The organism is Streptomyces sp. NPDC007088 (assembly GCF_042869355.1).
In the GTDB taxonomy this organism is placed as follows: Bacteria; Actinomycetota; Actinomycetes; order Streptomycetales; family Streptomycetaceae; genus Streptomyces.
In genome coordinates this window covers 110,014-123,502 of the sequence record NZ_JBIAFO010000005.1, presented here as the reverse complement: position 1 = coordinate 123,502, position 13,489 = coordinate 110,014, and the positions used below count along the sequence as shown (strand labels likewise).

At 71.7% G+C, this 13,489-nt stretch carries 13 protein-coding genes; 3 read left to right on the top strand and 10 right to left on the bottom strand.

Going from position 1 to position 13,489, the window contains the following annotated elements; genetic code table 11:
- Positions 1-19: 19 nt before the first annotated feature.
- Entirely contained in the window at positions 20-1,258 is a 1,239-nt protein-coding gene (locus tag ACFYMP_RS10160) for an MFS transporter (RefSeq protein WP_388854255.1), read from the bottom strand.
- A gap of 134 nt (positions 1,259-1,392) precedes the next feature.
- Between ACFYMP_RS10160 and ACFYMP_RS10155 the strand changes: the two genes are divergently transcribed.
- Positions 1,393-2,418, top strand: a complete 1,026-nt coding sequence (locus tag ACFYMP_RS10155) for a LacI family DNA-binding transcriptional regulator (protein ID WP_388853596.1) — start codon at positions 1,393-1,395, stop codon at positions 2,416-2,418.
- Between the two features lie 78 nt (positions 2,419-2,496).
- On the opposite strand, the gene prcA is transcribed toward ACFYMP_RS10155, so the two are convergent.
- From prcA to arc, 6 genes are all read right to left on the bottom strand, one after another.
- Positions 2,497-3,273, bottom strand: coding sequence for a proteasome subunit alpha (gene prcA / locus ACFYMP_RS10150; protein ID WP_388853593.1), 777 nt, complete (start codon positions 3,271-3,273; stop codon positions 2,497-2,499).
- Positions 3,274-3,317: 44 nt separating this feature from the next.
- Positions 3,318-4,163, bottom strand: coding sequence for a proteasome subunit beta (prcB, locus tag ACFYMP_RS10145; RefSeq protein ID WP_388853590.1), 846 nt, complete (start codon positions 4,161-4,163; stop codon positions 3,318-3,320).
- Positions 4,115-4,702: an endonuclease domain-containing protein gene (locus ACFYMP_RS10140; RefSeq protein WP_388853587.1), complete on the bottom strand. Its 588-nt coding sequence runs from the start codon at positions 4,700-4,702 to the stop codon at positions 4,115-4,117. Before ACFYMP_RS10140 ends, prcB begins: the two co-directional genes overlap by 49 nt.
- Before the next feature lie 7 nt (positions 4,703-4,709).
- Positions 4,710-4,928: a ubiquitin-like protein Pup gene (locus tag ACFYMP_RS10135; RefSeq protein ID WP_388853584.1), complete on the bottom strand. Its 219-nt coding sequence runs from the start codon at positions 4,926-4,928 to the stop codon at positions 4,710-4,712.
- 132 nt (positions 4,929-5,060) lie between these two features.
- Complete coding sequence (dop, locus tag ACFYMP_RS10130; RefSeq protein WP_388853581.1) at positions 5,061-6,572, bottom strand: depupylase/deamidase Dop; 1,512 nt, start codon at positions 6,570-6,572, stop codon at positions 5,061-5,063.
- A 235-nt stretch (positions 6,573-6,807) separates the two neighbouring features.
- A complete protein-coding gene (arc, locus tag ACFYMP_RS10125) occupies positions 6,808-8,574 on the bottom strand; it encodes a proteasome ATPase (protein WP_388853578.1) in 1,767 nt (588 codons plus the stop codon).
- Positions 8,575-8,848: 274 nt separating this feature from the next.
- On the opposite strand from arc, the gene ACFYMP_RS10120 reads away from it, so the two are divergent.
- Entirely contained in the window at positions 8,849-9,169 is a 321-nt protein-coding gene (locus tag ACFYMP_RS10120) for a ferredoxin (RefSeq protein WP_388853576.1), read from the top strand.
- Positions 9,170-9,278: 109 nt separating this feature from the next.
- Here the strand turns inward: ACFYMP_RS10120 and ACFYMP_RS10115 are convergent, their stop codons facing one another.
- The 3 genes from ACFYMP_RS10115 to ACFYMP_RS10105 all read right to left on the bottom strand — a co-directional run bounded on the left by ACFYMP_RS10115 (position 9,279) and on the right by ACFYMP_RS10105 (position 12,350).
- Positions 9,279-9,893, bottom strand: a complete 615-nt coding sequence (locus ACFYMP_RS10115; RefSeq protein WP_388853574.1) for a hypothetical protein — start codon at positions 9,891-9,893, stop codon at positions 9,279-9,281.
- 196 nt (positions 9,894-10,089) lie between these two features.
- On the bottom strand, positions 10,090-11,001 hold the full coding sequence (locus ACFYMP_RS10110; protein WP_388853571.1) for a tRNA (adenine-N1)-methyltransferase: 912 nt from the start codon (positions 10,999-11,001) through the stop codon (positions 10,090-10,092).
- Between the two features lie 74 nt (positions 11,002-11,075).
- Entirely contained in the window at positions 11,076-12,350 is a 1,275-nt protein-coding gene (locus ACFYMP_RS10105) for a site-2 protease family protein (RefSeq protein WP_388853569.1), read from the bottom strand.
- Between the two features lie 145 nt (positions 12,351-12,495).
- Here ACFYMP_RS10105 and ACFYMP_RS10100 point away from each other — a divergent pair, with 145 nt between their 5' ends.
- Positions 12,496-13,488 carry a RecB family exonuclease gene (locus tag ACFYMP_RS10100; RefSeq protein WP_388853565.1) on the top strand — a complete coding sequence of 331 codons (993 nt, stop codon included), beginning with the start codon at positions 12,496-12,498 and terminating at the stop codon, positions 13,486-13,488.
- Position 13,489 lies beyond the last annotated feature (1 nt).

The window sequence follows — 13,489 nt, the reverse complement described above, 5'->3', positions numbered from 1 at the left end:
GGGCACCACGACGGGCCCCTCAGAACCCGTCCTCCCCCGCCTCCCGGGCGCGCCCCGGCGCCCCCGGCGCACCCGCCGCCGCGCTCCCCGTCCCGAGCACCCGGCCCGCGGCGCACAGCACCAGCAGGGCCCCGATCCCCCCGCACCCCGCCACCGCGAAGCCCGCCCGCGTACCGCCCCACTCCAGAGCCGGGCCCGCCACCCCCGTGCCCAGCGCCGTGCCCACCCCGAACGCCGTCACCAGCCAGGAGAACGCCTCCGTCACCGTCCCCGAGGGCGCCTGACGGTCCACCACGACGAACACGCACGCGAGCGAGGGGGCCAGGAACACCCCGGCCAGCGCGGCGAGCCCCGTCATCGCCACCGGGCCGGGCACGGACACCAGCGGCAGATAGCCCAGCGCCAGCAGCCCCACCAGGACCCGCAACCGCCGCTCCGCGGCCCCCGGCCACTGCCGCGCCCCGTACACGGAGCCGCCCACCAGCGCCCCCAGCCCCAGCGCCGCCATCAGCCAGCCGTACACCGCCTGGCGGCCCTGGTCGTCCGCGTACGCCAGCGCCGCCACCGTGATCGAGCCCAGCGCGACCCCGACGAACAGGAAAGACCCGAGCAGGACGAGCAGGCCGCGCGAGCGCAGCGCGCCCAGCCAGTGGGCCTCCCGCGAAGCCCCGCGCCAGGCCCGGGAGGGCGCGGACACCACGACCGACAGGGCCCCCAGCACCCCGACGGCGTTCACCACCAGCAGCGCCGCCCCCGCCGACCACAGGGAGACCAGCAGCGTCACGAGCAGCGGCCCCACGGTGAACATGACCTCCTGCGCCACCGCGTCCATCGCGTACGCGACCTGCACCCGCTCCGGCCGCTTCAGCACGCTCGGCCACAGCGCCCGCAGCCCGCCCTCCAGCGGCGGAGTGCACACCCCCGCGAGGGCCACGAGCGGGTACGCCGCCCACGGGGTACCAGTCCCGGCCCCCACGAAGCCCGCCATGCCCAGCGCCGCGAGCACCGAGGCCGGAAGCTGCACGGCCGGCTGCCCGCGCAGGTCCACCGCCCGCCCCAGCAGCGGCTGCCCCACCGCGGTCGCCAGCCCGTACACCGCCGCCAGCGCACCGGCCAGGGCGTAGCCGCCGCCCTGTTCCCGCACGAACAGCACGATCGCGAGGTGCGCCGTCCCGTTCGGCAGCCGCCCGACCAGCGTCCCCACCAGGAGCCGGGCGGCGTACGGCGAACGCAGCACCCCCGCGTACCCACTCGCCATGACCGCCCGCCCTCTCAGCCCGCCCACGTGTTACGTATAACTTCGCGGGTCATACGTACCATGAGCCACGTCGGCCGGTCCACCCCGCCGACCCGGGCGCACCGCCCCCGCACCCCGCCCGCGAAGGGAACCCCGTGCCGACCGGCTCCACCCCCGCCCCCCGCCCCACCAGCAAGGACGTGGCCCGTGCCGCGGGGGTCTCGCAGGCCGCCGTCTCCCTCGTCCTCGGCGACAAGTGGCGCGGCAGAGTCGCCGAGGCCACCGCCGGCCGCATCCGCCGCGCCGCCGCCGATCTCGGCTACCGCCCCAACCTCGCCGCCCGCGACCTGCGTCTGGGCCGCACCCGCACCGCGCTCCTGGTCGTCCCCGCCCTCACCAACGAGTTCTTCGCCGGCGTCTACACCGGTGCCGCCCGCCTCGCCGCCCGGCACGGCTTCGGACTCGTCCTCTACCCCTCCCCCGAGGGCACCGGCCCCGCCCGCGACCCCTTCCCCTCCGCCCGCGCCGCCCTCGACGGCGTCATCGCCTCCTCCATGGCCGCCGACGTCCTCGGCGCCATCCACGGCGACGCGCTCCCCGTCGTCATGCTCGACTCGGACCCGGACACCGTCCCCGCGACCGCCACCGTCAACCTCGACCTCGACGACGGCATGCGCCAGGTCGCCGGCCATCTCCTGGGCCTCGGCCACCGCCGCTTCCTGCACCTCGCGGCCGACGTCGACTCCTGGACCTTCCGCCGCCGCGCCGTTGCCCTCGACGGCCTCCTGCGCGGCCGGCCCGGGACCACGCTCGCCACCGCCCGCGCCGCCCTGTCCGTCGAAGCCGCCCGCGCCGCCACCGAACAGGCCCTCGGCGGCCCGGCCGGCCACCGCCCCACCGCGATCGTGTGCGACGACGACATCATGGCCGCCGGAGCCTGCAAGGCCGCCCGGCGCCTGGGCCTTGCCGTCCCCCACGACCTGTCGGTCACCGGCTTCGACGACCTCACCCTGGCCACCGCCCTCGATCCTGAACTCACCACCGTGACCCTGCCCGCCGAGGACTTCGGCGCCCGCGGCATGGCCGCCCTCCTCTCGCTTCTCGACGGAGCCGTCCCCGACACCACCCCGCTCCCGGTCGCCCTCGTCGCCCGGGGCAGCACCGCCCCACCGGCCGCCTGAGCCCGTGCCGCCGCGCCGGGGCACGAGGAAGCCCCCGGCCTCCACCACGGGAGACCAGGGGCTGCACAGCACGTCGCGCTACTCCTTGGGGGAACCGGAGCCCTCCGCCTCGTCGCCGGCGTCCGGCGCGTCCTCCGCCTCCGCGCCCGAGGACGCCCCGCCCTCCAGCAGGCGCGCCAGATGTGTCCCGGTGATCCGCCGGAACTTCCGCTTCTGCGGCCGCGTGCGGTCCAGCACCGCGACTTCGAGCCGCTCCGCCGGGATCTCCCGCTCACTGCCGTTCGCATCCCGCGCGAGGGCCTGCACCGCGAGCTTGAGCGCCTCGGCCAGCGTCATCCCCTCCCGGTGCCGCTGATCGAGATAGGTACTGATCTGTTCGGAGCTGCCGCCCACCGCGACCGAACCGTGCTCGTCGACGATGGACCCGTCGTGCGGCAGCCGGTAGATCTGATCGCCCTCGGGGGTCTCACCGACCTCCGCGACCACCAGCTCCACCTCGTACGGCTTCTCCGCCGCGCTGGAGAAGATGGTGCCGAGCGTCTGCGCGTAGACGTTCGCCAGTCCACGCGCCGTCACATCGTCACGGTCATAGGTGTAACCCCGCAGATCCGCGTAACGGACCCCGCCGATCCGCAGGTTCTCGTACTCGTTGTACTTCCCGGCGGCGGCGAAGCCGATCCGGTCGTAGATCTCGCTGAACTTGTGCAGCGCACGGGACGGGTTCTCACCGACGAAGACGATGCCGTCGGCGAACTGGAGCACCACGAGGCTCCGGCCACGGGCGATGCCTTTGCGGGCGTACTCCGCCCGGTCGGCCATCGCCTGCTGGGGTGAGACGTAGAACGGCGTGGACACCGGCTAACCGTCCCTTTCTGTCGAGGAAAAGTGCATGGCGGGGCTCAGAGGATCTCGGCCCGCGGGCCGTCGGGCTGCTCCATACGGCGCTCGTGGATCTGCCGGACGATCTCCGAGGACTCCGTCTCGGCCAGCCGCCGGAAACCCTCGTCCGTGATGACCGTGACGATCGGGTAGATGCGGCGCGCCAGGTCCGGCCCGCCGGTCGCCGAGTCGTCGTCGGCCGCGTCGTACAGGGCCTGCACGACCAGGGTGGTCGCCTGCTGCTCCGTCAGGCCGCCGCGGTAGAGCTTCTTGAGCGCACCGCGCGCGAAGACCGAGCCGGAGCCGGTGGCCGCGTAGCCGTGCTCCTCGGAACGGCCGCCGGTGACGTCGTAGGAGAAGATGCGCCCCTTCGCGCGGTCCACGTCGAAGCCGGCGAACAGGGGGACGACGGCCAGGCCCTGCATGGCCATCCCCAGGTTGCCCCGGATCATCGTGGACAGTCGGTTGGCCTTGCCCTCCAGGGAGAGCTGCGCCCCCTCGACCTTCTCGAAGTGCTCCAGTTCGAGCTGGAAGAGCTTCACCATCTCCACGGCCAGACCCGCCGTGCCGGCGATACCGACCGCCGAGTACTCGTCGGCCGGGAACACCTTCTCGATGTCGCGCTGCGCGATGACGTTCCCCATCGTCGCCCGCCGGTCACCGGCGAGGACGACACCCCCCTCGAAGGTCAGCGCCACGATCGTGGTGCCGTGCGGCGCCTCGACCACGCCCTGGACCACCGGCAGCTGACGGTTGCCCGGCAGCAGCTCGGGCTGGTGGTCGGACAGGAAGTCCATGAACGAGGAGGAACCGGGGGTCAGGAAGGCAGCTGGTAGACGCCCGGTGCTACGAGTGTTGGCTTCCACGGGTTTCCCTCCAGATAAGCGGCTGCCCGACGAACGGTGTCGGGATCGTCTCCCAACGTGCCGATGGCCGAATTGCAGTTGAAGCACGGTACGTCACGGACCCTACCCGTCTTGTGGCGGTGATCCACGTGGACCGCGGGACGAGAGGGACGGATGCGGCGGGCACCGGCCGGGAGGCGGTCGCTCGCCCTGATCCCGGTCGGCGAAGGCCGCGTTCGGGGCGTGGACGGCCTTCCCGGCTCCGTCCCGCGGGGCACTCGCGCCGGCTCCCCGCCCGGCTGTCCGGGGAGGGAAGCCGCGGCCCGGAACGTGAGCGCCGCCTCCTCGCGCGGGAGGCGGCGCTCACGCCCGCGCGGTACGGGAAAACCTCTCCCGTACCGCGCGGCCCCCGGCGGCCCGGCGCCCGCGGCGGTGCCCGGCTGAGCACTCCCGGCAGTGCGCCTGTGGGCCGTCAGGGGGTGGCCTGTCGGCGGCGGATACCGCGTCGTCCAGGGCCCGCCTGCATCCGGGCGTCGTCTCACCTGATGCAGTGCGGACATTCCCGGATTACTCACCGCCCTTTTGGACGAATGACCGGACGAAGTCCTCCGCGTTCTCCTCCAGGACGTCGTCGATCTCGTCCAGGACCGAGTCGACGTCGTCGCTCAGTTTCTTCTGGCGCTCCTTGAGGTCCTCGGAAGCCTGGGCGTCCTGCGCCTGCTCCTCGACCTCCTCGGTGGAACGCGTTGCCTTCTGCTGTCCGCCGTCGGTGTCCTTGGTCGCCATCTACCTCACCCCGCTCGGTTCGCCCCGCTCGATGTGACTTACAAGATCAGACCCTACAAGCGGGACCGGGAATCGGCCCCGTGGTTCGTCAACGTAGGGGGACCCTCCGATGTTTCCCCTTCCCGGTCCCTTTCAGCCGCCGGAGAGCACACGAACCAGCTCCTCGGCCGTCCGGCACCGGTCCAGCAGGTCCTTCACATGGGCCCGGGTACCGCGCAGCGGCTCCAGGGTCGGCACCCGCTGGAGCGAGTCCTGGCCCGGCAGGTCGAAGATCACCGAGTCCCAGGAGGCGGCGGCCACATCGTCCGCGTACTGTTCGAGGCAGCGTCCGCGGAAGTACGCGCGGGTGTCCTCGGGCGGGCCCAGGACGGCCCGGGAGACCTCGTCCTCGGTCAGGACGCGCTGCATGCGCCCCCGCTCGACGAGCCGGTTGTAGAGGCCCTTGTCGGGCCGTACGTCGGCGTACTGCAGATCGACGAGGTGCAGCCGGGCGGCGTCCCAGTCCACCCCGTCGCGGCGCCGGTAGCCCTCCATGAGTTCCCGCTTCGCGACCCAGTCCAGTTCGCGCGAGAGACTCATGGGATCGCGCTCCAGCCGGTTGAGGGTGTCCTCCCAGCGCAGCAGCACGTCCTTGGTCTGTTCGTCGGCGTCACTGCCGTAGCGCTCGTCCACGTACTTGCGGGCCAGCTCGAAGTACTCCATCTGGAGCTGCACCGCGGTGAGGGTGCGGCCGCTGCGCAGGGTGACGAGGTACTGCAGGCCCGGGTCGTGCGAGACCTCGTGCAGGGTGCGCACCGGCTGGTCCACGGCGAGGTCGACGGCGATGAAGCCGTCCTCGATCATCGCGAGGACCAGGGAGGTGGTGCCGAGCTTGAGGTAGGTGGAGATCTCCGAGAGGTTGGCGTCCCCGATGATGACGTGCAGGCGCCGGTACTTCTCCGCGTCGGAGTGCGGTTCGTCGCGGGTGTTGATGATGGGCCGCTTGAGAGTCGTCTCCAGGCCGACCTCGACCTCGAAGTAGTCGGCCCGCTGGCTGAGCTGGAAGCCGTGCTCCCGGCCGTCCTGCCCGATGCCGACCCGGCCCGCGCCGGTGACGACCTGGCGGGAGACGAAGAACGGCGTGAGGTGGCGGACGATGTCCGAGAACGGCGTGTCCCGGCTCATCAGGTAGTTCTCGTGGGTGCCGTAGGAGGCGCCCTTGTTGTCGGTGTTGTTCTTGTACAGGTGGATGGGGTGGGAGCCGGGCACCTCGGCGGCGCGTTCGGCGGCCTCCGCCATGATGCGCTCGCCGGCCTTGTCCCACAGCACGGCGTCCCGGGGGTTGGTGATCTCCGGGGAGCTGTACTCGGGGTGCGCGTGATCCACGTAGAGACGGGCGCCGTTGGTGAGGATGACGTTGGCCAGGCCGATGTCCTCGTCGGTGAGCTGGCTGGAGTCGGCGCTCTCGCGGGCGAGGTCGAAGCCCCGCGCGTCCCGCAGCGGGTTCTCCTCCTCGAAGTCCCAGCGGGCCCGCCTGGCCCGGTGCATCGCCGCGGCGTAGGCGTTGACGATCTGGGACGAGGTGAGCATGGCATTGGCGTTCGGGTGGCCGGGGACGGAGATCCCGTACTCCGTCTCGATGCCCATTACTCGCCGTACGGTCATGCGGCCCTCCTTGCCCGGCGCCTTCCCCGGCCGGGGAGGGCGCTCAAGTACCGCTTGTGTTCCGGTGCGCGTGCGGTGCGCTTCCCCGCGCCGCGCCGCTCGGTGGTACCGCAGAGCCTAGAACGCCTTTGCGCTGGTGGGGAGATCATTACCGTCTTTGCTCCACTCGGGCTCTTTCCGGTAAAGCAGGAGGCTGCGGGGGCCCGTGTGGGAGCCCCGCAGCCTCCTGTGCGCTTTACAGGTACTGCCCGGTGTTCGCCACTGTGTCGATGGAGCGGCCGGTGTCCGCGCCCTGCTTTCCGGTGACGAGGGTGCGGATGTAGACGATCCGCTCGCCCTTCTTTCCGGAGATGCGGGCCCAGTCGTCCGGGTTGGTGGTGTTGGGCAGGTCCTCGTTCTCCTTGAACTCGTCCACGCAGGCCTGGAGGAGGTGGGAGACGCGCAGCCCCTTCTGGTTCTGCTCGAGGAATGCCTTGATGGCCATTTTCTTGGCGCGGCCGACGATGTTCTCGATCATGGCGCCGGAGTTGAAGTCCTTGAAGTAGAGGACTTCCTTGTCGCCGTTGGCGTACGTGACTTCGAGGAAGCGGTTCTCCTCGGACTCGGCGTACATCTGCTCGACGACGGACTGGATCATTCCGGAAACCGTGGCGGCGCGGTCGCTGCCGTGTTCCACGAGGTCGTCGCCGTGCAGGGGAAGGCGGGAGGTGAGGTATTTCGCGAAGATGTCCTTGGCCGCTTCGGCGTCGGGACGTTCGATCTTGATTTTCACGTCGAGCCGGCCGGGGCGCAGAATGGCCGGGTCGATCATGTCCTCGCGGTTGGAGGCGCCGATGACGATGACGTTCTCCAGGCCCTCCACACCGTCGATCTCGGCGAGCAGCTGGGGGACGATGGTGTTCTCCACGTCCGAGCTGACGCCGGAGCCACGTGTCCGGAAGAGGGATTCCATCTCGTCGAAGAAGACGATGACGGGGGTGCCCTCGCTCGCCTTCTCCCGGGCTCGCTGGAAGACCAGGCGGATGTGCCGCTCGGTCTCACCGACGTACTTGTTGAGGAGTTCGGGGCCCTTGATGTTGAGGAAGTAGCTCTTGCCGGCGGCCTGTCCGGTGACTTCCGCCACCTTCTTGGCCAGGGAGTTGGCCACGGCCTTGGCGATGAGCGTCTTTCCGCAGCCGGGGGGCCCGTAGAGCAGGACGCCCTTGGGCGGGCGCAGCTCGTGCTCCTTGAAGAGGTCCGGGTAGAGGTAGGGCAGTTCGACCGCGTCGCGGATCAGCTCGATCTGGTTGCCCAGTCCGCCGATCTGCTCGTAGCCGATGTCCGGGACCTCTTCGAGGACGAGTTCCTCGACCTCGCTCTTGGGGACGACTTCGTAGACGTACCCGGAGCGGGGTTCCAGGAGCAGTGCGTCGCCGGCCCGGATGGTGACGTCGAGGAGCGGTTCCGCGAGGCGGACCACTCGCTCTTCGTCGGTGTGCCCGACGACCAGGGCGCGTTCGCCGTCCTCAAGGATCTCCTTGAGGGTGACGATGTCCCCGGCGCGCTCGAACTGCATGGCCTCGACCACGTTGAGCGCTTCGTTGAGCATGACTTCCTGGCCGCGTTTCAGCTCGGCGGTGTCGATGCCGGGGCTGACGTTGACGCGGAGTTTGCGCCCGCCGGTGAAGATGTCGACGGTCTCGTCCTCGTTCGCCGCGAGGAAGACACCGAATCCGGCGGGGGGCTGTGCGAGGCGGTCCACTTCTTCTTTGAGGGCCACGATCTGGTCGCGGGCCTCGCGAAGGGTGTTCGCCAGTCGTTCGTTCTGTGCGGACACACCGGCCAAGTTGGTCTGAAGCTCGACGATCCGATCTTCGAGAATCCTCGTATGACGCGGAGAGTCGGCGAGCTTGCGCCGCAGGACGGCGATCTCCTGCTCGAAATAGGCGACCTGGGCGGCCGGGTCCTCGGACCCTCGGCCCGGTCGGATGCCGCGGTTCATGTCGTCGTCGTGGGCTGCCACGGTCCTCACCTCCTCCAAGGGGAGCTGGACGCTTCCAGACCCTACCTGGACGGGTGTCGATTGAAACCCCTAGATCAAAAAGACCGTGGGGTGTGTCCGATCTTCACCCTTGCGCTCTCCCTCTCCCGTGGGGAATACCCACCCATCATGATTCGAAAGCGGCCGGTTGTATCGTCGAGGTGTTCAACACCCGTCATCGCTGGCCGGACTTGCTTCCGGCGGCGGAGGTACCACTAGGTGGGCGGGCCGCTCGACGCAGGAACGGCAGGGAGAGATGACCGTGCGGCAGGAGGCCGGATCCGGCACCGGGGAGCACGATCCGCTGGAGGTCTGGATCGACCAGGATCTGTGTACGGGCGACGGGATCTGCGTGCAGTACGCGCCTGAGGTCTTCGAGCTGGACATCGACGGTCTGGCGTACGTGAAGAGCGCGGACGACGAGTTGTTGCAGGAGCCCGGGGCGGTGACGCGGGTGCCCCTGCCGTTGCTGCGGGACGTGGCGGACTCGGCGAAGGAGTGTCCGGGCGAGTGCATCCATGTGCGGCGGGTCGCGGACCGGGTGGAGGTGTTCGGTCCCCAGGCGGAGGCTTCCTGAGGGCCGCCTCGCGCGCGGGGAGCACGACGGAGGGCCGGATTCCGCCTCGGGGCGGGACCCGGCCCTCCGTCGTGCCGGCTTCCGGCCCGCTGTCCCGCGCGGCAGGGGGTCAGACGGTGTGGGTGGCGCCGGTGTCGCCCGCGGAGCGGAGGAAGGTCCCGCTCCGCCAGTTCCAGTGGGTCCTGTCCTTGACGTCCGGGCAGCAGCGCGGGATGTCGAGGGTGGAGTAGCCGAGGAGGGTGGCGGCGACGGTCCGGCCGTCGACGCGCAGGTTCTCGACGGTGCGCTGTTCCTCGGGGTCCAGGAGGGTCGCCACGACCCGGGGCGCGGCGTTGTGGGCGGAGGTGCGGGTGACGACGTAGACGCCGTCCGGGGGGCTGCCCGAGCCGGCCGGGCACTGGACGACGGCGACGGTCTCGGGGGTGCCGTCCCCGTCGAGGTCTCCTTCGGCGCGGTCGCTGACGCGGGGCTTCGCGGACCGCTCCCCGGGGGGCGCCGGGCAGTCGAGCGGGTAGTGGGCGCGATCCGGGTCGGGGGCGGGGACCGGGCGGGCGGCGGGTGCGTGCGAGGGGGCCGGGCGGGGGTGGCTCGCGGTGGCGCTCGCGGCGTCGGGCTGGAGGAACGAGGAGAGGGCGACGACGGCGGCGAGGGCCGCGGCGGTGGCCACCCAGTGCACGAGGCTGGTGCGGGTGTGGGCGAGTTCCGGGACGGAGGAGTGCTGCACGAGGGCGTTTCTCCCGTAAGGGCTGTGCCGGTGGAGTGGGTGGCATGGTGTCACATGTCACAGGCGCCGGGAACAGCGGGGTCCTCGCGGACGCGGCGACGGGGCGGACGCGACCGCGCCCGCTCCCCCGCGGCCGTGGAGACGGCGGGCCGGGGGTGCGGGCGCGGTGCGGTGTCGCGGGAGGGGACGGCGCGGCTCAGTCGCGGCCGGCGGGGGTGCCGCCGCCCGCGTTGGGGCCGTCGTAGTCCTCGCCGTAGGCGCCCTTGGCGGGGCGGCGGCGGCGCATGGGGGGTTCGACTCCGTCGGCGAGGCGGCGGGCGGTGACCAGGAATCCGGTGTGGCCGATCATGCGGTGGTCGGGGCGGACGGCGAGGCCCTCGACGTGCCAGTTGCGGATCATGGATTCCCAGGGCTGGGGTTCGGCGAAGCAGCCGATCTCGCGGATCGCCTCGACGGTGCGGCTGAGCTGCGTGGTGGTGGCCACGTAGCAGCACAGGATGCCGCCGGGGACGAGCGCCTTGGAGACGCCGTCGAGGCATTCCCAGGGGGCGAGCATGTCGAGGACGACGCGGTCGACGTCGGTGTCGCTGATGTTGTCCTGGAGGTCGCCGACGGTGAGCTGCCAGGCGGGGTGGGGGCCGCCGAAGTAGCGCTCCACGTTGCCGCGGGCGATCTCGGCGAAGTCCTCGCGGCGCTCGTAGCTGTGCAGCATGCCCTGGTCGCCGATGGCGCGCAGCAGGAAGGCGCTGAGCGAGCCGGAGCCGACCCCCGCCTCGACGACGCGGGCGCCGGCGAAGATGTCGGCGAAGGACAGGATCTGCCCCGCGTCCTTCGGGTAGACCACGGCGGCGCCGCGGGGCATGGACAGGACGTAGTCGGGGAGCAGGGGGCGCAGCGCCAGGTAGGCGACGTTTCCCGTGGTACGGACAACACTTCCCTCGGGGGCGCCGATCAGCTCGTCGTGCGGGAAGGAACCCTTGTGGGTGTGGAAGTTCTTCCCTGCTTCGAGCGTGAAGGTGTAGTGGCGGCCTTTGGGATCGGTGAGCTGGACCTGGTCCCCGACCTTGAAGGGCCCGCGTCGGCGGGCGGCACCGGTCGGTTCGGACATGGCGGCAAGCCTACCTGGCGTCCGGGGGGCCTCGGACCAGCGGTGGGCCGGGGGCGCGGGGGCGGGTGGCTCGGTCAGCTGGGGCGGGCCATGGCTTTGACGAAGGCGTGCTCGACGTCGGCGGCGGAGAGCACGCCGTAGATCTCCCCGGTCTCCTCGACCACGAGGTACTCGCTGGCGGGGGTGGCGCGGAGGGTGTCGAGGAGGGGCTCGCCGGCGAGGTCGGCGGGGACCCGCATGCCGTCGGTGAGGTCCTGGGTGAGGGTGCTGACGGCGACCCAGGGGCGGCGGTGCTCGGGGACGGTGACGATGCCGCTCTCGCGGACGATGCCCTGGGGGGTGCCGTGGGTGTCGACGACGACGAGGGCGCGGGCCCCCGCCTCGTTGGCGCGGCGCAGGGCCTCGGAGAGGGGGGTGGCGCCCTCGACGGGGACGGCGCGGCGGGTGAGGGTGCGGGCCCGCAGTTCGGGGAGGTGTTCGCGCAGCCGGGCCATGCGGAGGCTGTTGCCGGCGCCGGTCCAGATGATGGCGGCGAGGATGGCCGCGAGCAGGGCGTCGAAGACGGTGTCCATGCCGCCGGTGTTCTCGGGGGGCTCGCCGAGGACGTCGGTCTGGGTGAGCAGGGGCAGGCCGACGAGGACGGCGACGGCGAGGGCGCGGCCGACCCAGGCGGCGGCGACGGTGCCGCTCATGGGGGTGCCGGTGATCTTCCAGACGACGGCGCGGAGCATACGGCCGCCGTCGAGGGGGAGGCCGGGCAGGAGGTTGAAGACGGCGACGAGCAGGTTGGAGATCATGAGGCCGGCGAGGAGCACGCCGGGGACGGTGCCGGGTTCGACGAGGTAGAGGGTGCCGTAGAAGACGGCGGCGAGCACGAGGGAGAGGAGCGGGCCGACGAAGGCGAGGACGAATTCGCGGCCGGGGGTCTCGCTCTCCTTCTCGATCTCGGAGACGCCGCCGAAGAACTGGAGCTGGATGCGGCGTACGGGGAGGCCGAAGCGGAGGGCGGCGACGGTGTGGGCGAGTTCGTGGACGAGGACGGAGGCGTAGAAGGCGAGGGCGAAGAAGAGGGAGACGAGGTAGCGCACGGCGCCGAGTTCGGGCAGGACGCGGTCGAGCTGTCCGCCGAAGACCCAGGTGATGAGGGCGGCGACGAGGAACCAGCTGGGGGCGACGTAGACGGGGACGCCGAAGGGGCGGCCGACGAGGATGCCGCTTCCGGGTTCTCTGGGTTTGCGCGGTGGGCGGGCGCCGGGCGGGGCGGGGGGCCTCGCGTCTGCGGCACGCGGGGCTCCGTCGCGGGGGCCTTCGCCGGAGTGCGGCTGCCCGCTGTCGCCGCGTTCGTCCACGGTGCGTCGATCCCCTCGTTGGAGCGTTTCCTCGCGCTGGATGGGCCGTGGTGGCCGGGGCGCTGACCACGATCATGCAGGGCGAGGGGGTCTGCGTCGATGGTATGCGCCCTGTTGTCGGTGGCGGGTCGTAGGGTCTGGGGTCATGGACAGCAGTGCGGTGGAGTCGGTGGGCGGTACGGGGGCGGCGGTGGCCGGGGGGTCTTCGGGTGCGGTGGGGCCACAGGGTTCCCCGGTGCCGGGGGCGCGGCCGACGGCTCCGCCCGCGTCGTTGTCGCCCTCGCGGGCGAGTGACTTCATGCAGTGTCCTCTGCTGTACCGGTTCCGGGTGATCGACCGGTTGCCGGAGCGGCCGAGTGCGGCGGCGACGCGGGGGACGCTGGTGCACGCGGTGCTGGAGCGACTCTTCGACGTCCCGGCGGCGGAGCGGACGGCGCCGCGGGCGCGGGCGCTGGTGCCGGGCCAGTGGGAGCGGCTGCAGCAGGCGCGTCCGGAGCTGGCGGAGCTGTTCACGGACGCGGCCGCGGAGGACGGGCCGCGGGCGGAGGCGCCGGCGCCGGCGGGTTCCCGGGAGTCGTCCGCGGCTTCCGGAGCGGAGCGGCTGGAGCAGTGGCTGGGCGAGGCGGAGCGGCTGGTGGAGCGGTGGTTCTCGCTGGAGGACCCGACGCGTCTGGAGCCGGCCGAGCGGGAGCTGTTCGTGGAGGCGGAGCTGGAGTCGGGGCTGCGCCTTCGCGGGATCATCGACCGGGTGGACGTGGCGCCGACGGGTGAGGTGCGGATCGTCGACTACAAGACGGGGAAGGCGCCGCGTCCGCAGTTCGCGGAGGGCGCCCTGTTCCAGATGAAGTTCTACGCGCTGGTGGTGTGGCGTCTGAAGGGGGTCGTGCCGCGCCGGCTCCAGCTGGTGTACCTGGGCAGTGGTGAGGTGCGGACCTACGATCCGGTGGTCGAGGACCTGGAGCGGGTGGAGCGGAAGCTGCACGCCCTGTGGGCGGCGATCGAGGAGGCGACGGCCTCGGGCGACTGGCGGCCGCGGCCGACGAAGTTGTGCGGCTGGTGTGATCACCGCTCGGTCTGCCCGGAGTTCGGAGGCACTCCCCCGCCCTATCCGCTGCCGGTGCGGGTGCCCGCTTCCTGAA